The 21382-nt window shown below is 66.2% G+C and carries 18 protein-coding genes; 14 read left to right on the forward strand and 4 right to left on the reverse strand.

Annotated features, from left to right (window positions below; translation table 11 throughout):
* The first annotated feature begins 100 nt into the window (after positions 1-100).
* From Q368_RS0111865 to thrC, 3 genes are all read left to right on the forward strand, one after another.
* Entirely contained in the window at positions 101-1399 is a 1299-nt protein-coding gene (locus tag Q368_RS0111865) for a phenylacetate--CoA ligase family protein (RefSeq protein WP_029459289.1), read from the forward strand.
* A complete protein-coding gene (locus Q368_RS0111870) occupies positions 1396-1902 on the forward strand; it encodes a DUF456 domain-containing protein (RefSeq protein ID WP_029459290.1) in 507 nt (168 codons plus the stop codon). Before Q368_RS0111865 ends, Q368_RS0111870 begins: the two co-directional genes overlap by 4 nt.
* A 229-nt stretch (positions 1903-2131) precedes the next feature.
* Entirely contained in the window at positions 2132-3583 is a 1452-nt protein-coding gene (gene thrC, locus Q368_RS0111875) for a threonine synthase (RefSeq protein ID WP_029459291.1), read from the forward strand.
* Between the two features lie 294 nt (positions 3584-3877).
* On the opposite strand, the gene Q368_RS0111880 is transcribed toward thrC, so the two are convergent.
* Complete coding sequence (locus Q368_RS0111880; RefSeq protein ID WP_029459292.1) at positions 3878-4447, reverse strand: hypothetical protein; 570 nt, start codon at positions 4445-4447, stop codon at positions 3878-3880.
* A gap of 205 nt (positions 4448-4652) precedes the next feature.
* Between Q368_RS0111880 and Q368_RS0111885 the strand changes: the two genes are divergently transcribed.
* On the forward strand, positions 4653-5987 hold the full coding sequence (locus Q368_RS0111885) for a sigma-54 interaction domain-containing protein (protein WP_029459293.1): 1335 nt from the start codon (positions 4653-4655) through the stop codon (positions 5985-5987).
* 142 nt (positions 5988-6129) lie between these two features.
* Positions 6130-6885 carry a TlyA family RNA methyltransferase gene (locus Q368_RS0111890; protein WP_029459294.1) on the forward strand — a complete coding sequence of 252 codons (756 nt, stop codon included), beginning with the start codon at positions 6130-6132 and terminating at the stop codon, positions 6883-6885.
* On the opposite strand, the gene Q368_RS0111895 is transcribed toward Q368_RS0111890, so the two are convergent.
* Positions 6882-7811 carry an AraC family transcriptional regulator gene (locus tag Q368_RS0111895; protein ID WP_029459295.1) on the reverse strand — a complete coding sequence of 310 codons (930 nt, stop codon included), beginning with the start codon at positions 7809-7811 and terminating at the stop codon, positions 6882-6884. The two genes, Q368_RS0111890 and Q368_RS0111895, sit on opposite strands and share 4 nt — an antisense overlap.
* Before the next feature lie 188 nt (positions 7812-7999).
* On the opposite strand from Q368_RS0111895, the gene Q368_RS0111900 reads away from it, so the two are divergent.
* From Q368_RS0111900 to Q368_RS23860, 6 genes are all read left to right on the forward strand, one after another.
* Positions 8000-8620, forward strand: coding sequence for a nitroreductase family protein (locus tag Q368_RS0111900; protein WP_029459296.1), 621 nt, complete (start codon positions 8000-8002; stop codon positions 8618-8620).
* 881 nt (positions 8621-9501) lie between these two features.
* On the forward strand, positions 9502-10197 hold the full coding sequence (locus tag Q368_RS24525) for a polymorphic toxin type 44 domain-containing protein (RefSeq protein WP_162179639.1): 696 nt from the start codon (positions 9502-9504) through the stop codon (positions 10195-10197).
* A 264-nt stretch (positions 10198-10461) separates the two neighbouring features.
* Positions 10462-12633, forward strand: coding sequence for a malate synthase G (locus tag Q368_RS0111910; protein ID WP_029459298.1), 2172 nt, complete (start codon positions 10462-10464; stop codon positions 12631-12633).
* A 33-nt stretch (positions 12634-12666) separates the two neighbouring features.
* A complete protein-coding gene (locus Q368_RS0111915) occupies positions 12667-13122 on the forward strand; it encodes a flagellar basal body-associated FliL family protein (protein ID WP_029459299.1) in 456 nt (151 codons plus the stop codon).
* 61 nt (positions 13123-13183) lie between these two features.
* Positions 13184-13777, forward strand: a complete 594-nt coding sequence (locus tag Q368_RS0111920) for an O-methyltransferase (protein ID WP_029459300.1) — start codon at positions 13184-13186, stop codon at positions 13775-13777.
* A 123-nt stretch (positions 13778-13900) separates the two neighbouring features.
* On the forward strand, positions 13901-15106 hold the full coding sequence (locus tag Q368_RS23860; protein ID WP_029459301.1) for a mechanosensitive ion channel domain-containing protein: 1206 nt from the start codon (positions 13901-13903) through the stop codon (positions 15104-15106).
* 127 nt (positions 15107-15233) lie between these two features.
* On the opposite strand, the gene Q368_RS0111930 is transcribed toward Q368_RS23860, so the two are convergent.
* Both Q368_RS0111930 and dapA read right to left on the reverse strand, forming a co-directional pair.
* Positions 15234-16712, reverse strand: coding sequence for an ATP-binding cassette domain-containing protein (locus Q368_RS0111930; protein WP_029459302.1), 1479 nt, complete (start codon positions 16710-16712; stop codon positions 15234-15236).
* Between the two features lie 65 nt (positions 16713-16777).
* Complete coding sequence (dapA, locus tag Q368_RS0111935; RefSeq protein WP_029459303.1) at positions 16778-17656, reverse strand: 4-hydroxy-tetrahydrodipicolinate synthase; 879 nt, start codon at positions 17654-17656, stop codon at positions 16778-16780.
* 227 nt (positions 17657-17883) lie between these two features.
* On the opposite strand from dapA, the gene ybaK reads away from it, so the two are divergent.
* Genes ybaK through recQ form a run of 3 tightly spaced genes read left to right on the forward strand, consistent with a single transcriptional unit; the run spans position 17884 to position 21297 of the window.
* Positions 17884-18357: a Cys-tRNA(Pro) deacylase gene (ybaK, locus tag Q368_RS0111940; RefSeq protein ID WP_029459304.1), complete on the forward strand. Its 474-nt coding sequence runs from the start codon at positions 17884-17886 to the stop codon at positions 18355-18357.
* Between the two features lie 35 nt (positions 18358-18392).
* Positions 18393-19028 (forward strand): hypothetical protein, encoded by a 636-nt coding sequence (locus tag Q368_RS0111945; RefSeq protein WP_029459305.1) that lies wholly within the window; start codon positions 18393-18395, stop codon positions 19026-19028.
* A gap of 19 nt (positions 19029-19047) precedes the next feature.
* Positions 19048-21297 carry a DNA helicase RecQ gene (gene recQ, locus Q368_RS0111950; protein ID WP_029459306.1) on the forward strand — a complete coding sequence of 750 codons (2250 nt, stop codon included), beginning with the start codon at positions 19048-19050 and terminating at the stop codon, positions 21295-21297.
* Positions 21298-21382 lie beyond the last annotated feature (85 nt).

A 21382-nucleotide genomic window follows, 5' to 3' on the forward strand; every position in this document is an offset into this window, starting at 1 on the left:
GGGGTGTGGGGAGAAACCCCCCTTTTTTCAAAAAGGGGGGTTTCTCCCCACATCTTCATTCCCCTCCGCATGCGCACGCAAAGCGCGTAAAGGAGCGGCCGTGTATTACGATGCAGCGGAAGGGCTTTCGAGGCTCGAGATCGAGCGGTTGCAGCTCAAGCGCCTGAAAACGACGCTCAAGCAGGCGGCAAAATCGCCGTTTTACGCGCAGCGCTTCAAGGAGTGCAGCGTCGATCCCGAGGCGGTCACGAGCCTCGATGACGTGAAGCGCCTGCCGTTTACCACCAAGCAGGACCTGCGCGACAGCTACCCGGACAAGCTGCTTGCCCTGCCGCAAAGCGAAATGGTGCGCATGCACGTCTCTTCCGGCACCACCGGCACGCCCACGGTCATCTACCACACGAAAAACGACCTGGACTGGTGGGCGTCGCTCATGGCGCGCTGCATGCATATGGTGGGCCTGCGCAAGGACGACGTCTTCCAGAACATGTCCGGCTACGGCCTTTTCACCGGCGGCCTCGGCATCCACTGCGGCGCGGAAAAGCTCGGCTGCCTGACCATTCCCGCCGGCGCGGGCAACAGCCACCGCCAGATCAAGCTGCTCATGGACTTCAAGGTCACGGGCATCCACATCATTCCGTCCTACGCCCTGTACCTGTCCACGGTTTTCGCCGAGATGGGCGTCGACCCGCGCACGCTGCCGCTGCGCGTCGCCCTGGTCGGTGCCGAGCCCTACACCGAGGAGACGCGCCGCCGCCTGGAAGCGCTCTACGACATGAAGTGCTACAACTCCTACGGCCTCTCCGAAATGAACGGGCCGGGCGTCGCCTTCGAGTGCCGGGAGCAGCACGGCATGCATGTCTGGGAGGACGCCTACCTGCCCGAGATCGTGGACCCGGCCACGGGCGAGCCCGTGCCCGACGGCGAACTCGGCGAACTCGTCATGACGAGCCTCGGGCGCGAGGGCATGCCCATCATCCGCTACCGCACCCGCGACATGACGCGCTTTCTGCCCGGTACCTGCCCTTGCGGCCGCGAGCATCGCCGCCTCGACCGCTTGCAGGGGCGTTGCGACGACATGATGATCGTCAAGGGCTGCAACATCTTCCCCATGCAGATCGAGCGCATCCTCATGGCCATGCCCGAGGTCGGCCAGAACTACCTCATCATGCTCGAGCGCGACGGATTCATCGACAACCTGCGGGTCAAGGTGGAAATCCGCGACGAGTACTTCGTGGAGGACATGCGCCAGCTGGCCGCTTTGCAAAAGCGCATCGTGGCGCGGCTTCGCGACGAAATTCTGGTCACACCCAAGGTGGAGCTCGTGGAGCGCAATTCCCTGCCCAAGTCCGAGGGCAAGGCCACGCGCGTCATCGACAATAGGGAGAAGGGCGCGTGACGATCGCCTTTGTCGTCGTGTTCCTGCTCGTGCTGCTGGGGTGCCTGACGCTGCACGTTTTCGGGCTCCCGGCCAACTGGCTGCTGCTCGGGCTCGTGGCCCTGTGGGACTATTTCCATCCCGCGCCGCACCTCGGGTTCGCCTTCTACGCCATGCTCGTGTGCGTGGGGTTGGCCGGCGAGGCGGTGGAGCTTTTCGCCCAGATCTTCGGCGCGAAGAAATACGGGGCAACGGGCAAGGGCAACCTGGGCGGGTTTCTCGGCGCGTTCGCCGGCGCGCTGCTCGGCGCACCGTTTTTTCTCGGCATCGGGGCCCTCTTTGGAGCCGTTGCCGGCGCGTTTGTCGGCTGCTATGTCTTCGAGCGCGCCCATGGGCGCGACGACGCCGGGGCGCGTCGGGCCGCCATGGGGGCCATGTACGGCAAGGTGTTCGGCATGACCGCCAAGGTCGCCTGCGGCGTCGTCATGTGGGTGGCCACGGCCCGCGCCTTGTGGCCGGCGTAGTCTGTGGAGATGAGGGTGGAGTGGGGGGAAAGCCTCCGGCGGCCAAAGGGCTGGCGCCCTCTGGACTCCTTTTTTGGGGTCTGGGCATTGTGCGATTTTGGGTGTGTTCCGGGATAAAGTGGATTGTTGTTGGAGCCTGGAACGTGTTTATTGAGCGAAGTTCGTTGTTGCGATGGTCGGTCCGTGCCGGGCAGGCTTCGGGGACACGACGCGAGGAGAAGGAAGCGCCATGATCACGGTCAGCGATTTTCCGGCCTACCGGGGCAAGATGGAATATGTCTGCCTGGGTTGCCAGGCCCGGTTCGACATCCGGGAGCTTTACTACACCTGTCCGCACTGCGGGGGCGTGTTCATCCTTGAGGACACGACCTTCGACAGCCTGCTCGAATACCCGGCCAGCTACTGGCAGTCGTTGTTCGACAAGCGGGCGTCCACGCGCGTGACCGCGCTGCGCGGCGTGCTGCGCTACTACGAGCTCATGGCCCCGGTCATGGACGAGGGCGACATCGTCTACCTCGGCGAGGGGCACACGCCGCTCGTGGCCGCCAACGAGGCCCTGACCGAAGCCGTCGGCGTGCCCTTCTACTACAAAAACGACGGCCAGAACCCCAGCGCCTCCTTCAAGGACCGGGGCATGGCCTGCGCCTTCAGCTATCTGAAGCACCTCGTGCGGGTCAACGCCTGGGATTCCGTGCTCACCGTGTGCGCCTCCACGGGGGACACCTCGGCCTCGGCCGCGCTCTACGCCGCCTACGTCGGCGGCCCCATCAAGTCCGTGGTCATCCTGCCCAAGGGCAAGGTCACGCCGCAGCAGCTGGCCCAGCCGCTCGGCAGCGGGGCCACGGTCATCGAGGTGCCGGGCGTGTTCGACGACTGCATGAAGGTGGTCGAGCACTTGGCCGACAACTACCGCGTGGCGCTGCTCAACTCGAAAAACGCCTGGCGCATCCTGGGCCAGGAGTCCTACGCCTTCGAGGTGGCGCAGTGGTTCGGCTGGGACACCTACCGCAAGTGCGTGTTCGTGCCCATCGGCAACGCGGGCAACGTGACGGCGATCATGGGCGGCTTCCTGAAGCTCAAAAAGCTCGGCGTCATCCGCTCCCTGCCCCGCATCTTCGGCGTGCAGTCCCACCATGCCGACCCGGTCTGGCGCTACTACGCCGAGTCCGACCCGGCCAAGCGGCATTACGAGCCTGTGGCCGTGACCCCGTCCGTGGCCCAGGCGGCCATGATCGGCAATCCGGTCTCGTTCCCGCGCGTGGCCCATTTCGTGGAGCAGTACGAGAAGATCGGCGGCCCGGGCAGTTTCCAGGTGATCCAGGTGACCGAGCAGGCCATCATGGACGGCATGCTCACGGCCAACCGCCACGGACACATCAGCTGCACGCAGGGCGGCGAATGCCTGGCCGGCCTCATGAAGGCCCGGGAGATGGGGCTCGTGGAGCCGTCGGAAGTGTCCATCCTCGACGCCACGGCGCACCACCTGAAGTTCATCGGCTTCCAGGAGATGTACTTCGAGAACGCCTTCCCCGAATCCTACGGCGTCACGCCCGACCCCAGATTCGTCAACAAGCCGCGCGGCATCCTTTCCGACGCGGACAAGGCGTCGCTTTCGCCCGAGGACTACACGGCCAAGGCGGCCGCAGCCATCGTCGAGACGCTCGGCCTCTCGCGCAAATAGCGCCCACCCCTCCTTCCGCTTCCCGGCGCATCCCAGAATGGGGTGGTCCAGGAGGGGCCCCCGACCCCTCCTGGACGCCGGAGGCGTTCCTCGCCTCCCTCTCCACCCATAGCGCAAAAAAAAAGTCCCGCCGGGGACCCCTTGGCTGGTGTTTGCCTCGGGGCGGCCGACGGGCCTTGGGAAAAAGATCGGTAGGACATCCTCCCGGAAGGAGGGCAGGGACTTTGGGGCGGATGTCCTACCGACGAAGGGGGCGGGAGGGGTCGGTTCCCACAATCCCCTGGCAGGCGTTGGTTAGGCGGCCTTTTCCTGGCGCGCGCCGAGTTCGTTGCGCACGACATCCATGGGCACGACCATGGGCTCGCGGAAGGAAAAGCCCTGGCTCTCGCCCCAGGCGGCGCTGTCGGCGGCGCGGCCGGCGTAGAGCACATCTTCGAGGACCAGATATTCCTTTTCGCCGAGGATGCGGTCCCAGCACTGCACGAGGAACTGGAAGCGCTCCACGTCACAGGCGCTCACGTTGCGCCAGGTCCAGGTCCGGGAGCACTGCTCGTCATCGTAGCCGAGCAGGCAGACCTGCGCCTCGGGGCGGTCGAGCAGTTCCCGTTGCGTGAGCATGGTGGCGGCGGTGGAGATGTGGGCGGGGTCGAGGAGCACGGGCGCGCCGTCGATGCTGGCCTCGATACGCGAATCGCGGGTCAGGCGCATGCCGCAGGTGTTGTTGCCGTTGGCGCGCCACCACTCCAGGGAGTTGGTCTTGTAGAGATTCTCGCCGAGCATGCACACGCGGGCGGCATTGTCGTTGTCCACGGGGTGCAGGGCCAGATCGCAACACAGGCCGGTGATGGTCAGGGTCAGGTTCATATCGGTTCTCCTTGGAGCGGGGTTCGCGTTTGTTTGGGAAAAAAAGCACTTTTCGTGCCGTTCTGAACTTTCTTTTATTCCGGCATGTTGCATGTCTATCTGTGCTTGGGAAGCAGCTTGTGGACGACTTTTGCTTCCGCTAGCGTTGACCTCGCCCGAGGGGATGGGCACACTGGCGCCGGATCACTTTGCCGCCGGAGCCTGCATGAAGCGACCTTTTGATGTTTTTCCCGGAGACGATGCCAGCGCTTTTGCCCTGGAAAACGTGGCGGATGGCGTGTTTGCCGTGGATCGCGATTTCATCGTGCGCTACTGCAACCTGGCCGCGGGGGAGATCGCCCGCATGGACCCGGCGGACGCCGTGGGCCGCACCTGCCGCGAGGTGTTCGGCGTCTCCAACTGCCGCACGGTCTGCGTGCTGCGCCAGTGCATGGAGGAGGCCCGGCCCATCGCCAACCGCATCGTGACGCTCAAGCGCACGGGCTGCCCGGACGTGCCGGTGTGCGTGAGCGTCGCGCCCATCTGGGCCACGGGCGGCATGGTCATCGGCGGCGTGCAGATTTTTCGCGACCTCTCGGGCGGGGGATTCGTCAGCCGTCTGGCCGGGTTGCAGCCCCTCGACGACTTCGGTACCCGCGACCCGCATCTGTCCGAAATCGTGCGTATGCTGCCGCAGATCGCGCAAAGCGACTCCACGGTGCTGCTCCTTGGCGAATCGGGCACGGGCAAGGAAGTCTTCGCCCGGGCCATCCACAAACTCTCCCAGCGCGGCAGCGGGCCGTTCGTCGCCGTCAACTGCGGCGCGCTGCCCGAGCAGCTCATTGAATCGGAGCTTTTCGGCTACAAATCCGGGGCCTTCACCGACGCGCGCAAGGACAAGCCCGGCCGGTTCGCCCTGGCCGATTCCGGCACGCTGCTCCTCGACGAGATCGGCGACCTGCCCTACGCCATGCAGGCGAAGATCCTGCGCGCGCTCCAGGAGCGCTCCTACGAGCCCCTGGGCGGCGTGGAGACCATTCCGGCCGACGTGCGCGTGATCGCCGCGACCAACCGCGACCTCGGCCGCATGGTGGTCGACGGCCAGTTCCGCCAGGACCTCTATTACCGCTTAAGCGTCGTGGTCATTCGCATTCCGCCCCTGCGCGAGCGCCGCGGCGACGTGCCGCTGCTCGTCGAGCGCGTGCTCGGGCGCTGCCGCGTGGCTTTGGCCAAGAAGGTCGAATCCGTGAGCGCCGAGGCCATGGAACGGCTCATGGCCTACGACTATCCGGGCAATATCCGGGAACTCGAAAACATCATCGAATACGCGGCCATCCTCTGCCAGGACCGCGCCATCGAGCCCTGCCACCTGCCCGAGCACCTGCGCGGCGAGGCCGGCTGCGCCTACAAGCGGGGCCGGACCATGGCCGAGGTCCGCTTCCAGGCCGCGCAGGAAGCGGTGGACCGCCACGGCGGCAACCGCAACGCCGCCTGCCGCGAACTGGGCATCTCCAAGGACACGCTGCGCCGCATTCTGGGACGCTGCGACAAGGACGCGTAACGCGTCTTTTCCGCATTTTGCCGGACGCATTTTGTGTCCGATTGAAGCAACCCTCTTCCCGTCGAGGGGGTCCGGGGGGAAGCCTTCCCCCCGGCAGGATCCGGGGCAGCGCCCCGGTTCTTCCTCTTCACAAGGACGCGTCATGGCCAAGGACAAGCAACGGGCGGACCAGCTCGTGTTCGAGCAGGGGCTGGCGGACACCAGGGAACGGGCCAAGCGGCTGATCATGGCCGGGCTCGTGCGCGTGGCCGTGGACGGCCGGGAGACGGTGGTGGACAAGCCGGGCCGGATGTTCGTTGCCGGCACGGTCTTTTCCCTGGAGGCGGGGGAGCGGTACGTCAGCCGGGGCGGGGGCAAGCTCGAAACGGCGCTCGAGACGTTCGGCTTGGACGTCTCGGGCCTTGTCGCCCTGGATGCCGGCGCGTCCACGGGCGGGTTCACGGACTGTCTGCTTCAGCACGGCGCGGCGAGGATCTACGCCGTGGACGTGGGCACGGCGCAACTGCACGAGAAACTGCGCGCCGACGCGCGCGTGGTGTCCATGGAGAACGTCAACCTGCGCCATGCGCCGGCCGACCTGCTGCCCGAGCCCGTGGACCTTGTCGTGGCCGATTTGTCGTTTATCTCGCTGACCAAGGTGCTGCCGGCGCTCGTGCGGTTTTTAAAGCCCGGCGGGCTGGTCGTGACGCTGGTCAAGCCCCAGTTCGAGCTCACACCCGAGAAGGTGGGCAAGGGCGGCGTCGTGCGCGAGGAGGCCTTCCGCCAGGAGGCCATCGACAAGGTGACGGCTTTCGCCCGCGAGGAGCTCGGGCTCGCGCCGGGCGGCGTCGTGCCGTCCAAGGTCAAGGGCCCCAAGGGCAATCAGGAATATCTGGCCATGTTCCGGTTGGGCGGCTAGCCCGCCGCACTGCGCAGCCGCGCCAGTTCTTCCGACGGCGTCGCGCCGAACAGGCGCTTGAATTCCCGCGAAAACTGCGAGGCGCTCACGTAGCCCGCGCGCCGGCCGGCGTCGGCGGCCGTGGCGTCGGGTTCGGCCAGAAACGTCCGCGCCTTGTGCAGGCGCACGGCCTTCACGTATTGGAGCGGCGTCGTGGCCGTGACCGCGCGAAAGGCATGGTGGAAGGTCGAGAGCCCCATGTGCGCCTCGCGAGCGAGCATCTCCACATCCAGCTCTTCCTTGAAATCCGAATGGATGCGCTTTAGCGCCCGGGAGACCGCGCGCAGGCGGCCGTTTTGCGCGGCCAGGGCGCGAAGGGTCGCTCCCTGCGGCCCGAGCAGCACGCGGTAGAGGATCTCGCGCACGATGCCCGGCCCCAGGATGCGGGCCTCGCCCGGTTCGGCAAGGCAGGCCGCCAGCCGCGCCGCCGCATCGGCCAGGGTCTCGGTCATGGGCATGGCCCGCATGCCGATGGTCGAGGTTTGGTCGCGCGACGCCTCGAACGCAACAGGGGGCGTCGCCTCGGGCGCGTCGTCCATTTCCAGGAGCAGTTCGCCGAGCATGGCCGGGTCCACACGCACGGAAAACCCGTAAAGCGGCGTGTCCGGCGTGGCGAACGTCTCGCAGGAAAAGGCCAGGGGCACGGAAACCACCCAGTAGTGGCCGGGGTCCAGGATGTGGATCGTTTCGCCGACCACGGCGCGCTTGTTCCCCGTGGCCAGTATGACCACGGAAGGTTCGTAGAGCGCCGGGGCCAGGGGATAGTGGCGCAGGGCCCGGGCGTAGCGCACGCCGGGCAGCGGGGAATCGGAAAAGCCGTCGCGCTTCACCTGGGCCGCGAGCAGGCTGGCCAGGCGCTGCCGGTCGCATTCGGTCGCTTGCGTCATTCGTGCCGCTCCTTTCGGTTATCCTGCCGCAAAAGCGCGTCATGTGCAGCCGAAAATCCGACATTTCGCAGGATCAGGCAAGCCGGCGACAGAAACGGGGCTTGGTGGCGGCCCCAGGACGCGCTAGGGCTTATGGCGTGGCGCAGGCTGCTGCGCCGCCATAACCTTACCGACAAGGAGTCGCGACCATGAGCATGGGCGTCAAGGAAGCCATTGCCGCGCGCCACAGCGTGCGCGCCTTCGCCAGGAAACCGTTGACCGGAGACGAGATTCACGAACTGCTGGAGGCGGCCCGCAACGCGCCGTCGAGCCTCAACACGCAACCGTGGCGCTTCAAGGTGGTGACGGACCCGGCGGATCTCGCCTGGTTCGGCACGAGCGAAGCCTCGCGCAAGCAGGGCTGGCTGGCGGGTGCCGCGGCGATTTTCATCTGCTGCGCGGACCTCGCGCATTACGTGAAGGATTCGCAGTCCGCGGCGTTTTTCTACCGCGACAGCAACATCATCACGGGCGAGCCCATGGACGGCATCGACGCCTATGTGGCGCGCGAGGCCGCGGCGGCGGAGCAGGCCAAGTTCGGGGCCTGCGCCATGAACACGGCCATTGCCGAGGCGTTCCTCATGTTGCGCGCCGTGGAGATGGGTCTTGGCACGTGCTGGGTGGGCATGTTCGACGAGGCGAACATCAAGGCGCGTTTCGCCATCCCGGAAGGCCTGCGCATCGTGAACATCCTGGCCGTGGGCCATCCCGACGAGCCGGAGGTGTACCCGCGCAAGCGCAAGACGATGGAAGAGATCGTCCTCAAATAACGGGATCGAGCTGCGGCGAAGCTAAGCATTGTCCTGGCTTCGCCGCAGCTCGGAAACTGTGGACAACAATTCTTAATGTATAATGTAAAACCAGTTATCGTCCAGTCTTGTTATTTTATATGACCTGAGAATGAGCGGGTCGTCCGGGTAGCTGCCGTCCGCTCGATACAAGAGCGCTTCCCAGTAGCTGAAGAATCCCCATCTGGTATAGAAAAGCGCCTGTGTTTTTATCTCGTCGCATGTGATGTCGAGGTGATCGCTCATGAGGGAGAAACGCTGCCATTCTTTCGGGAGCTGCACACACTTCTCGCAGTCGCCTGGTTCGAGGGAGATTTTGCCGGAACAATAGGATGCTACGATATTTTCGCGTTCGTTTTTGAACCATGTATGGTAGGAAGTAATGTTTGTATTGACAGGACTTGTCGCGCCAATAGCGTAATGCGAAAGTATGACGATGATAAATGGATATATGGAACGAAATCTTGCCCGTCTAAGATAGCGAAGTGGAAGGTATATGCTGTATATTTCCGTAGCGAGAGTGGTAATTGTGAGAAGCGGTGGACCCCAGTCGTAGAATACGGGTGGTAAATAAGAATAGATTATGAACTCATAGTTCAGAAGCGGCCATGATAAGCATTCAAGACAAAGCGTCCAGAGAAGCGCCAGCCTGCAACGTCGCAGGGCGATTTCCCGTTTGGCCGGAGAAGGGGGTGAGGACGCGGTCTTTTCGGATGGTTGCCGCTGCTCTGGATGCAGTTTCAATGATGGTGTGGTGTTGTTTTTTATTTTTTGAACTTTGGGCAAAACAGGTTGACACGATAAATAATGTGTGGACTTATAAGTGATTGAATGCTTTTGTCAAATAAAAAAAGGAAATGACCATGGCGAGAGAGAATTATGGAGAGGTTGAAGGAGTCGAGCCCAAAGCGATGGATGCATTCTCTGAGACATTGCTTGAAATAAGCACGTTTTATGTCATTCAAAACAAGATAATGAAAATACGGTATGGGACGATGAATAAAAGGGATGAGGATGCTGGGTATATTGATCCGAACTTTCCTCCTCTTAAAATTCCGGCACACCCTTCGGATGCAGATATCGATGCAAATATTAAAAAAGCGAGAGAAAGTTTTAACCCTTATTGGTTCGTGGAAATGGTGATGCCTAAAGGGGCATGGGATTATAAACGAAAAGACCCTGAATACGAGAATTTTGGAAATTTTAATTTCGGGGCTACGGCAAAAGCCTTTGGATTTCAAGAAAAATGGGCTCTTCAGGCCGCTGGTATTGTGCAGATTTATCAGCATAAATCTGTTGTTGACTATCATGATAAAGAGTATTGTAAGGCATTGTTAGATTTTAAAGAAGCATTTCAAGGTGCTCCTTATGGTGACGAAAAGAAAGATCAGGAAATGATAAAGCTTGGATTTAGGTATTATGAAGATGTTTATTTGCCCAAATATGGTTCCAAACATACAACTAAAGAAGATATTATTACAGCAATTAAACGCGCGGAAGAATCCTCGTTTCCATTGTCAAATTACATAGTGAGACAACTTCAACAACTGCGCAACTAACATAGTTGCTTTGTTCTGACCGGCCAGCCCTCGGACGCTTATTGGTGGAAACCGCTTCAAAAGGAGAAGCCCTGTTTCTCAGATATCGCCCAGGATTTTCCCCCAGCCGAAAGCTAACCCCTGCCTTGCCGCCTTCGGAAAGCGAATTCATGAAATGACCCCGTAATCCGCCACCCCTTTGCGCGGGCGGCCAAATCCCGTACACTGCCGCATCGTTGCCCCATCCGGGGCAGATCACGGCCGCAGCAGCAAGGAGCGCCGCCCATGTCAGACCGCATCGCCGTCGCCGGCCTGTCCGTCGAAAAAACGCTCTACGACGTCATCGCCGGGGAAATCCTCCCCGCAACCGGCATCGCGCCCGAAGCCTTCTTCGCCTCCCTGGCCGACATCGTCGCCACGCTCGGGCCGAAAAACCGCGAACTGCTCGCCAAACGCGACGCCATGCAGGCCGCCATAGACGTCTGGCACAAGGAACGCGCCGGACAGCCCCACGATCCCGAAGCCTACAAGTGCTTCCTGGCCGGCATCGGCTACCTGCTCCCCGAAGGCCCGGATTTCGCCATAGAAACCATCGATGTGGACCCGGAAATCGCCTCCGTCCCCGGGCCCCAGCTCGTGGTGCCCATCACCAACGCGCGCTACGCCATAAACGCCGCCAACGCCCGATTCGGCAGCCTCTACGACGCGCTCTACGGCACGGACGTCATCCCCGAAACCGGGGACGCCGCCAAAGGGCCGGGCTACAACCCGGCGCGCGGCGCGGCCGTGGTTGCCTATGCATCGAGCTTCCTGGACATGGCCGTGCCCCTGGCCTACGGCCGCCACGCCGACGTGACCGCCTATGCCGTCGCGGACGGCGTGCTGACCGTGACCCTCGCAAACGGCCAGACCACGGGCCTGGCCCGGCCCGAGCGCTTCGCCGGCCACGTGGGCGATCCCGCCGCGCCGACGCACGTGCTCCTGCGCAACAACGGCCTGCACATCGAACTCGTTTTCGACCGCAACCATCCCGTGGGCAAGGCCAGTCCCTCGGGACTCAAGGACGTGCTGCTCGAAGCCGCCGTGACCACCATCCTCGACTGCGAGGACTCCGTGGCCGTGGTGGACGGCCCGGACAAGGCGCTCGCCTACCATAACCTGCTTGGGCTTTTTCGCGGCGACCTGACCGCCCGCTTCGACAAGGGCGGCAAGGCCGTGGACCGCGGCCTGGCCCCGGATCGCAGCTACGTCGCGCCGGACGGCGGGGCGCTCGACCTGCCCGGGCGCAGCCTCCTTTTCGTACGCAACGTCGGCCACCTGATGACGACCGACGCGGTGCTGGACGCAAGCGGGGAGGAGATTCCCGAGGGCATGCTCGACGCCATGGCCACGGCCGCGGCCGGGCTGCACGACCTGCGCGGCCTGGGGCGGCTGCACAACAGCCGCTCGGGCGCGGTCTACATCGTCAAGCCCAAGATGCACGGCCCCGAGGAAGTCGCCTTCGCCTGCACGCTCTTCGACCGCGTCGAGGACGCCCTCGGCATGGCGCGCAACACGCTCAAGATCGGCGTGATGGACGAGGAGCGGCGCACGTCGCTCAATCTCAAGGAATGCGTGCGCGCGGCCAAGACGCGCATCGTCTTCATCAACACCGGCTTCCTGGACCGCACGGGCGACGAGATCCACACCGTCATGGAGGCCGGCCCCGTGGTCGGCAAGGCCGCCATGCGCGCCGAGCCCTGGATGGCCGCCTACGAGGACGGCAACGTGGACGTGGGCCTTGCCTGCGGCTTTTCCGGCCGGGCGCAGATCGGCAAGGGCATGTGGGCCAAGCCGGACAAGATGGCCGAGATGGTCGCGACCAAGGTCGAACACCCGCGCAGCGGCGCCAACTGCGCCTGGGTCCCTTCGCCCACGGCCGCGACGCTGCACGCCATGCACTACCACGCCGTGGACGTCTTCGACCGCCAGCGCGAGATCGCCGGCCGCGTGCGCGCCGACCGCGAAAAACTGCTCATCCTGCCGCTCCTCGGCAAAGCGCGGCCCACGCCCGAAGACGTCCTGCACGAGCTCGAAACCAACGCCCAGAGCATTCTCGGCTACGTCTCGCGCTGGGTGGACCAGGGCATCGGCTGCTCCAAGGTGCCGGATCTTGCCGATATCGGCCTCATGGAGGACCGGGCGACGTTGCGCATCTCCAGCCAGCACATCGCCAACTGGCTGCGCCACGGCCTTTGCGACGAGAAGCAGGTGCGCGAGGTGCTCGCCCGCATGGCCGCCGTGGTCGACCGGCAAAACGCCCTGGACCCGGCCTACCGGCCCATGGCGACGGACCTTTCCGCAAGCGTCGCCTTCGCCGCCGCCTGCGACCTCATTTTCGAGGGCCGCGCGCAGCCGAGCGGCTACACCGAACCCATCCTGCACGCCCGCCGGCGGCAGGCCAAGGCCCGGGGCTGACCCCATGGCCGGGAAACGGAGGAATCTGCCGTGATGCTGCCGTCGCATTGGGTGAAGATCGGGCTGATGCTCCTGGCATTTGTCCTGGCCACGCCGCACATGGGCGCGCTGCACGCCTCCTCGGAAGGCGGCCACGGCGGCGATTCCAAGAAAAGCGAGAAGAAGGGCGAGGGCAAGGACGCGAACAAGCCCGAGAACGGGGCCATCGTCGTCGGCCCGCTCACAGTCAACATCCTGAGCAACAAGGGCTTCCGCTTCCTGCGCCTGTCCATGCTCGTGCAGTGCGAGGACAATGCGGCGGCCGAGCGCATCACTTTGCCGGACGCCCGGGAGGATCTGATTTTCCGCCTCTCCACCAAACTCGCCGAGGATTTGTTGACCAATGCCGGCAAGATGGCCCTGCGCCAGGAGCTGATCGAGCTTTTCAACAAGTACGCTGGCGCGGGCAAGGTGAAAAACATCTACTTCCAGGAATTCGTGTTTCAATAAGGTGGGTTACGGCTCAGGCCGCGTGCATGCTTCCATGCCCGCGACAGGAAAGGACAACGCCGTGTTCGAAGCCATCACGCCGGCCATGGCCGCGCGCATGCAGGCGCTCGAGGCCCTGGACGCCGCGGACCGTACCGACGGCACGCCGCACGCGAAGCGGCTGCGCCAGATTCCGCCCGAAACCGGCCGGTTCCTGGCCATACTGGCCGCATCCGCGCCGGCCGGGAACCTTGTCGAGGTGGGCACGAGCGCCGGCTATTCCGCCCTGTGGCTGTCGCTTGCCTGCCGGGCGCGAGGCGGCGTGCTGGCGAGCATCGACCGCGACCCGGACAAGCTCGCCCTGGCCGAGGAGACCCTGCGCCTGGCCGGCTGCGCCGATGCGGTGCGGCTCGTGCGCGGCGACGCCCTGGAGGCGCTCGCCGCCATGCGCGGCATCGCCTTCGCCTTCATCGACGCCAACCGCGATGTGCTGTGGCCCTGCGTCGCGCTGCTCGCCGAGCGCTTGGTCCCCGGCGGCATCCTGGCCGCGGACAACGTCATCAGCCACGCCCACGAGATTCCCGGCGTGGTCGAGCGCATCCTGGCCGACCCCAGGCTCGACGGCGTGGTCGTGCCCATCGGCTCGGGCGTGCTGCTGGCCAGGCGTCGCGCGTAAGGTCGGCTTTCCGTCGCCAAGGCGTAACACCTGCGCGCCGGGGCATGGCTTTGCGGGCCCTTCGTCCGTGTGCTAGCCTTTGGGGCGCGACGGGATTTTTGAAGACTGCAAGCGGAGGTGACGATGGGCGATCTGGCGAAATACTTCCTGCTCACGGCGCTGCTTGCGGGCAGCATGCTGCTTTCGGACGCGGGCCCGTGCTTTTCGCGCACCGGGGAACCGGCCCCGGTCATGGTGCTCGCGGTCGCGCCGACCAGGCACGTGATCAAGGCCGGCGACACGCTCAACGCCCTGGCCATGCGCTACGGCGTGCCGGCCGCCGCCATCCTGAGGGCCAATCCCGGGCTCGACGCCTCGCGCCTGCAACTGGGCAAGGCCCTCGTCATCCCGCCCCGGGGGCCGGCCGCCCAGGCTCCCGCTGCGGCAGCGCCGGCGGCCGAGGAGCAACCTCCGCAGCCAACGGCCGAAAAGCCCCATGGCGTCGAGTTGCGTCCCCAGTCCGCGCCCCAGGCCACTCAGCCCTTGCCCGGCAGCGGGATCAGGGAGCATGACCTGCCCGCGACCGCTGCCAAGCCCGCGGCCGCACCGCCTCCGGCCGCTGCCGCCAAGGCCGCGCCCGCGCAGGCTCCCGCCGCCACGCAATCCCAGCCGACGCCGCCTGTGGCCGCCTCTGCAAGCGGTGACGCGTCCGCCCTGGACAAGGCCGCTGCGGCGCTCAAGGACAATGCGGCGGCCGCCGTGCCCGTGGCCGTGGAAAAGGTCGGCGGCCGCACGCGCCTCGCCGTGGGCGGCCAGACTTTCTTCGCTGACCAGATCGTGCCCTGGGCGTTGTCCCTGGGCAGCCGGCTGGTGTCGGGGCTGCTGCTCTTTTTCGCCGGCATCTGGGTCGCCGGCCGGCTGACGCTGCTGCTGTCGCGGATCATGCGCCGGCGAAACGTCCCGTCCGAGATCGTGTCCTTCGTGGCCAGCCTCGTGCGCTACGGTCTCTACCTTGTCGTGCTCATCGCCGCCCTGGGGCAGTTCGGGCTCAACGTCAGTTCGCTGCTCGCGCTTTTCGGCGCGGCCGGCCTCGCCGTCAGCTTGGCGCTCAAGGACACGCTTTCAAACTTCGCCTCGGGCGTGATGCTGCTGCTTTTCCGATTTTTCCGCGTGGGCGACAGGGTCAACGTGCCCGGCGCAGCCGGCGCTTCGGGCGTGGTCGCGTCCATCGACGTCTTCAACACCGTCATCCGTTCCGACACGGGCGACGTCATCATCGTGCCCAACTCCAAGATCGTGGGCAACGTGATCGTGGTCACGTCCGCGAACGAAGCGCCGCCGGAAGGGTAGCGCTCCGCGCGAGCGGAAGCTTCCGAGGAGTTGCCGCGGCCGCGTTCTCCCCTTTTCGGGAGGTTCAGGAGGGGCCGTCGCCCCTCCTGGCCGCCGGAGGGCCTCTTCCCCCTTCCCCTCTTTCCCCCTACGCCAAGCGCAGGCGGCCGGCTTCCAGGCGGTAGACGCTCTGGATCTCCGGGATCACGTCGCCGCGGCGGTGCACGGCCGCGATGACCGTAACGCCGCTCCGCGCCGCGGCCGAGACCGCTTCCATGGCCAGCCGCCGCGACGGGCCGTCGAGGCCGGAGAAGGGTTCGTCGAGGAGCAGCAGGCGCGGTTCGCCGACCATGGCCCGGGCCAGGAACAGCCGCCGCGTCTGGCCGGCGGAGAGTTGCCCCAGCCGGCGCGCGGCAAGGTCGCTTACGCCGAAAAATTCCATCCAGCGCCTGGCCGCCGCGAAATCGGCGGGAGAAGGTTCCGCGTAGATTCCCATGGTGGCGGCGATGCCGGACGTGACGAGTTCCAGGGCGGAGAGGTCCTTGTCGTAGTCCGCTTCCAGCTCGAAGGAGACCATGCCGATGCGCCGGCGGATCTCGCGCAGGTCCGTGAACCCTTCCGGCGCGGCCAGTCCCGGCCGCACGGCCCGGCCGCCGAGCGCCGGGTGGTGCTCGCCGGCGATGAGCCTCAGCAGCGTGGACTTGCCCGCGCCGTTGGCCCCGAACACGGCCATGTGCCCGCCCGGGGAAACCGTCAGGCAGATGTCCTTGAGGATTTCCTTGCGCGCCAGAAAGACCGTGGCGTGTTCGAGCACGACCAGCGGCAGCCCCTCCCGGGGCGTGTCCGTGGCCGGGGGCGGCGCGGCCTGTTCCCGGACCGGGCCGTCCATGGCCTTGCGGTAGCGGGCGAGCACGGTCGCGGCCGGCCCGGCGTCGATGATTCGGCCACCGGCCAGGGTGATTCCCTTGGCCTCTCCGGGTGGCAGGGCCGCGCCCTGGTGGCTGGTGAGCACGATGGCCGCACCGTCGGTGGAGGCTTTTCCCACGGCGCGCGTGGCCGATTCCCGCGCCGTGTCGTCCAGGCCGTCGAGGAATTCGTCGAGGAAAAGGACCAGCGGGCGCGTGGCCAGGGCGCGGGCCAGGAGCACGGCGCGCAACTGGCCGTTGGAAAGCGCCTCCACGGGCGTGTCCAGCAGGTGCGCGATGCCGAGCAGGTCCGTGACCTTGGCCAGTTGCGCAAGCTCACCGGGGCTGGGCTTGCCCTGGATGTAGACGGCGTCGCGCATGCCGGCGAGGATCACGGTGCGCGCCGGCAGTTGCGCGCACAGTCGCTTGGTCGCGCGCTGGATTTCCGGGGAGACGATGCCGCAACGCTCGCGCACGCCGATGGGCGAGGCCCGGCCGGGGCCGTCGTCCGCGACGTAGGCGCGCACGCCCCGGCCGTCGTCGTCGGGCCAGATGTCGCCGCGCAGAAGCCGCAGCAGGGTGGATTTGCCGGAACCGTTGCCGCCGAGCACGAGCAGGCGCTCGCCCGGGCCGAGCGTCAGGTTCGCGCACGTGAGCGCAGGCCGGCCGGAAAAGGAGACGCAGGCGTTTTCAAGGGTGATGCGCAGAGTGGATATGGCCATAAGGAGGGAACAAAAAACGGGCCTCCCGGGAGAGGCCCGTTTCAAAAGTCAAAAGTTGAAACACATTAGAGCAGTCCGGCCTCGCTGAGCGCGGTTTTGAGCTTTTCGCGGTTCGCGGGCGTAAGCGGCACCATGGGCAGACGCACCTCGAACGGGAAGCGGCCCATCATGGCCAGGGCTTCCTTGGTCGGGGCCGGGTTGGTCTCGAGGAAGGCGGCCCGGTACAGGGGGCTCATGGCGTAGTGCAGCGCCTTGGCCTTGGTCAGGTCGCCGGAAAGCGCGGCGTCGCACATTGCGGCCATCTTTCCCGGCACGAAGTTGGAAACCACCGAGATGACGCCACGGCCGCCGATGGCCATGGTGGGCAGGGCCGTGAAGTCGTCGCCGGAGAGCACCATGAAGTCCTCGCCGCAGAATTCCAGCACCCGTGACACCTGGTTCAGGTCTCCCGTGGCCTCCTTGACGCCGACCACCTGCGGGATCTCCTTTTTGAGGGTCGCCAGCGTTTCGGGCAGGAGGTTGACGGCCGTGCGGCTCGGCACGTTGTAGACGATCAGGGGAAAGTCCACCTTTTCGCCGATGGCCTTGAAATGGGCGACCAAACCGGCCTGCGTCGGTTTGTTGTAGTAGGGAGTGATGAGAAGCGCGCCGTCGGCTTTGGCTTTTTGGGCGTCCTTGGTCAGCTCGATGGCTTCGCGGGTGTTGTTGGAACCCGCGCCGGCGAGGACCGGAACGCGGCCTTTGACCTGGTCCACGCAGATACGGATGACCCGTTTGTGCTCCTCGTGGGAGAGCGTGGCCGATTCGCCCGTGGTGCCGCAGGGGACGAGCCCGTGGATGCCCTGCTCGATCTGCCATTCGATGAAGGCGCGGAAGGCCTCTTCATCGATTTCGCCGTTTCGAAAGGGCGTCACCAATGCCGTGATTGCGCCTCGAAACTCCATACAGTCCTCCTTGGAAGAATAAACCCCCTCGTTCCCTAGAATGTTTTCGCCCGCCAGGCAAGTGCGCCACGCGAGAAATGCTCGGGAAAATCAGCACGATCAGCCGGAAGGGCGCAACCGGCGGCGCGGCCTTGCCTGGTCCATGGCCTTGGAGTAGGTTTGCCGGCGGCGACAAGCATCACCGCCGCGCGCATCCCTTCCGGAGCGGCGTGCAAAAGGAACGTCCCATGGCCAAGGCCACCCGGGCGACCCAGGCCCTGGCCAAGGCCGGCGTCGCCTTCACCGTCGTCGAATACGCCTACGAAGCCGGAGCGGACCGCATCGGCCTGCACGCCGCCGCGGCCATCGGCGAAGCACCGTCGCGGGTGCTCAAGACGCTCATGGTCAGCGTGGACGGCAAGCCCGCCTGCGCCGTGATTCCCTCCGACGGCGAGCTGTCCATGAAGCGCGTGGCTGCGGCGTTTGGCGGCAAGACGGCGGCCATGCTGCCCCCGGCCGAGGCCGAGAAGGTCACGGGTTACCATGTCGGCGGCATCAGCCCCTTCGGCCAGCGCAAGGCCGTGCCCACGGCCATGGAAGAGGCGGCGCTTGCCGAACCCCACGTCATCATCAACGCCGGCCAGCGCGGGGTGATGGTGCGCCTGTCCCCGGCCGACGCCAAACGGGTGCTTGCGGCCGTTGCCGCGCCGCTTCTGGCCTGACGCCGTCGCAACCGCAACCCGCCAAGGAGCCTGCCATGCCCCGACGCCCGCTTTCCCTGCCGCTTGCGCTCGCGGCCGTCGCCTGTTTCGCGGCCACGGCGGCGGGCCAGGTGACGGCGCGTTTCGGTCCGGACGGCGTCTGGACCCTGCCCGAGGCGGCCTGGACCGCCTGCCTCAAGCGAAATGCCGACGCCACAGGCTGTCTGGCCTCGCTCATGCAAGACGGCGGGGCGTCGCCGCAGGCCGTCGCAATCAACAAACTGCTCGACGGCGAAGGCTACATGACCGCGTTTCGCGAAGCGGGCCGGGTGGACGTGGCCGAGGTGACCTTTCCGCTGCGGGCCAATTCCAACGAGGTGGCCTACCTCGTCAACGGCGAGCCGCCGCTCGTTTCCAGCGAGCTCGATGCGGACATCCCGGGCCTTGCGGCCAACGCCCAATACGCCGCCATCAAGAAAGCCCATCCCGACGTCATGACCTGGCCCGTGGGCGAGGAGCCGCGCGCCGTGGAAGCGCTGGCGGACGGCGGCCAGGGGTTCACGTTCGCCTATGCGCTCCTTAACGGCTGCCATGCCTGCGAGGTGCTCGGGCACGTGGCGGTCTCCTTCGATTTCGGCCCGGACGGGACGTTTCACGGCCAGCGCCTCGTGTCCGTGGACCCCGCGCCGTAACCGCTCCTTCCGCTTTCCCATGACCACGCCCCAGGATATCCTCAAGCAGGTCTTCGGCTACGACCGCTTTCGCGGCCCCCAGCAGGAGGTCATCGACCACGTTTGCGCGGGCGGCGACGCGCTGGTCGTCATGCCGACAGGCGGCGGCAAGTCGCTGTGCTACCAGATCCCGGCATTGATTTTACCGGGCACGGCCGTGGTCGTTTCGCCGCTGATTGCGCTCATGCGCGATCAGGTCCGCGCGCTCGAAGCCCTGGGCGTGGCCGCGGCCGCGCTCCATTCCGGCCTTGGCGCGGGCGAGGCGCGGGAGGTGACGGCGCGCCTGGCTTCCGGCCGCCTGGACATTCTTTACGCCGCTCCGGAGCGGGTGATGACCCCGGCCTTCGCCGCGCTGCTCGAATCCGTTCCCCTGGCGCTTTTCGCCATCGACGAGGCGCACTGCGTTTCGCAGTGGGGGCACGAGTTCCGGCCGGAATACCTGCAACTGGCGCAGCTCGCCGCGCGCTTTCCGGTCACGCCGCGTCTGGCCCTGACCGCCACGGCCGACGGCCCCACGCGCGACGACATTCTCGTGCGCCTGGAATTGCGCCGCGCGCGCGTCTTCGCCACGGGCTTCGACCGGCCCAACATCCGCTACCGCGTCGAGGCCAAGGACCATCCGCGCCGGCGGCTGTTGCGTTTTATCCAGGACGAGCACCCCGGCCAGTCGGGCATCGTCTACCGGCTGTCGCGGCGCAAGGTCGAGGATCTGGCGGAGTGGCTCACGGCGCACGGCGTGCCGGCGCTGGCCTACCACGCCGGCCTTTCCGCCGCCGAACGGGACGCGCGCCAGGACCGCTTCATGCGCGAGGAAGGGCTGGTCATGGTCGCCACGGTCGCCTTCGGCATGGGCGTGGACAAGCCCGACGTGCGCTTCGTCGCCCATCTCGACCCGCCCAAGAGCCTCGAGGCCTACCACCAGGAAACGGGCAGGGCCGGGCGCGACGGTGAGCCGGCCGAGGCGCTGCTGCTCCACGCGCCGGCCGATTTCGTGGCCCTGCGCCACCTCATCGACCCCGAGGGCACGGGCGAAGGCCGCCGCCGCGTGGAGCTCTCCAAGCTCGACGCCATGGCCGGCTACTGCGAATGCGACGCTTGCCGCCGGGGCGTGCTGCTCGGCTACTTCGGCCAGGCGCTCGACGCGCCCTGTGGCAACTGCGACATCTGCCTCGACCCGCAGCCGGCAGTTCCCGCCACCGTTCCCGCGCAAAAGGCCCTGTCGTGCGTGTTCCGCACGGGGCAGCGCTTTGGCGCCGGACATATCATCGACGTGTTGCTCGGCAAGCCCACGACCCGGGCCGTGACGCTCGGCCACACCGAGCTTTCCACCTTCGGCATCGGCGCGGAACTGTCCAAGGACCAGTGGAAGGCGCTCATGCGCCGCTTGGCGGCCATGGGCGCGCTCGCGCCCCATCCCGAAGGCCACGGCGGATTGGTGCTGACGCCCGCGGCCTGGGATATCCTGAAGGGCCGGCGGGAATTTTCCATGCGCCTGCCCGAGGCGGCGGTGAAAACGCCGGGCGGGCGGACAGGCGGGCGGACGCGGCGGCGGGAAACGGAGCCGGTCCAGGACTGGATTCGCGAGGCGCTTCCCACGCCGGATGATCTTGCACTCTGGGAGGCGCTTCGCGCCTGGCGGGCGCAGACGGCCCGGGAGGCGGGCGTGCCGCCCTATGTGGTCTTCCAGGACCGCACCCTGGTCGCCGTGGCCGCGGCCAAGCCCGAAACCGCCCAGGCCCTGGCCGATCTCCCGGGCATGGGCCGGGCCAAGCTCGAAAAGTACGGCCACGAACTGCTGGCGATCCTGGACACGCACTGCGCCGCCCACGGCCGCCGGGTGTCGGACGTCGCCATCGAACCGGCCGAGGCCGTCGCCCGCCGCGAAGCCCGGGAAAAGTCCCCGAGCGCCACGGCCGCGGAGAGCCTGCGTCTTTTTCGGGAATGCGGCACGGCCGAGGAAGTGGCTGCGCAACGGGGGCTTGCGTTGACCACGGTGCACGGCCATCTGCTTTTTTTCGTGCGCCGGGGCGAGCTTGCCGCGTGCGAGGCCGCCGGGCTCGACGCGGCCGTGGCGGCGCGCGCCGAAGAGGTCATCCTGGAGGCGCGCCGGGCCAGGACCATGGGCCTGACGCCGGTCTACGACGCTCTGGGCGGGGAGGTGTCCTACGACGCTCTGCGCCATCTGGAAGCCGGCCTGTGGGCCGACGGCCGCCTGGGCGACGGCCGGTAAACCGCGCTCCTGCCGCCAACGCGAAACGCCGGCCCGGACAGCGCGTCCGGGCCGGCGTTTTCCTCGTGCGGCTTCCCGCGACGGC

This window comes from Solidesulfovibrio alcoholivorans DSM 5433, from assembly GCF_000702665.1.
Lineage (GTDB): Bacteria > Desulfobacterota > Desulfovibrionia > Desulfovibrionales > Desulfovibrionaceae > Solidesulfovibrio > Solidesulfovibrio alcoholivorans.

Coding starts and splice junctions, on each gene's coding strand:
- thrC (WP_029459291.1), top strand. CDS start 2,132: ATGATCACGGTCAGCGATTTTCCGGCCTACCGGGGCAAGATGGAATAT.
- Q368_RS0111880 (WP_029459292.1), bottom strand. CDS start 4,447: ATGAACCTGACCCTGACCATCACCGGCCTGTGTTGCGATCTGGCCCTG.
- Q368_RS0111885 (WP_029459293.1), top strand. CDS start 4,653: ATGAAGCGACCTTTTGATGTTTTTCCCGGAGACGATGCCAGCGCTTTT.
- Q368_RS0111890 (WP_029459294.1), top strand. CDS start 6,130: ATGGCCAAGGACAAGCAACGGGCGGACCAGCTCGTGTTCGAGCAGGGG.
- Q368_RS0111895 (WP_029459295.1), bottom strand. CDS start 7,811: ATGACGCAAGCGACCGAATGCGACCGGCAGCGCCTGGCCAGCCTGCTC.
- Q368_RS0111900 (WP_029459296.1), top strand. CDS start 8,000: ATGAGCATGGGCGTCAAGGAAGCCATTGCCGCGCGCCACAGCGTGCGC.
- Q368_RS24525 (WP_162179639.1), top strand. CDS start 9,502: ATGGCGAGAGAGAATTATGGAGAGGTTGAAGGAGTCGAGCCCAAAGCG.
- Q368_RS0111910 (WP_029459298.1), top strand. CDS start 10,462: ATGTCAGACCGCATCGCCGTCGCCGGCCTGTCCGTCGAAAAAACGCTC.
- Q368_RS0111915 (WP_029459299.1), top strand. CDS start 12,667: ATGCTGCCGTCGCATTGGGTGAAGATCGGGCTGATGCTCCTGGCATTT.
- Q368_RS23860 (WP_029459301.1), top strand. CDS start 13,901: ATGGGCGATCTGGCGAAATACTTCCTGCTCACGGCGCTGCTTGCGGGC.
- Q368_RS0111930 (WP_029459302.1), bottom strand. CDS start 16,712: ATGGCCATATCCACTCTGCGCATCACCCTTGAAAACGCCTGCGTCTCC.
- dapA (WP_029459303.1), bottom strand. CDS start 17,656: ATGGAGTTTCGAGGCGCAATCACGGCATTGGTGACGCCCTTTCGAAAC.
- ybaK (WP_029459304.1), top strand. CDS start 17,884: ATGGCCAAGGCCACCCGGGCGACCCAGGCCCTGGCCAAGGCCGGCGTC.
- Q368_RS0111945 (WP_029459305.1), top strand. CDS start 18,393: ATGCCCCGACGCCCGCTTTCCCTGCCGCTTGCGCTCGCGGCCGTCGCC.
- recQ (WP_029459306.1), top strand. CDS start 19,048: ATGACCACGCCCCAGGATATCCTCAAGCAGGTCTTCGGCTACGACCGC.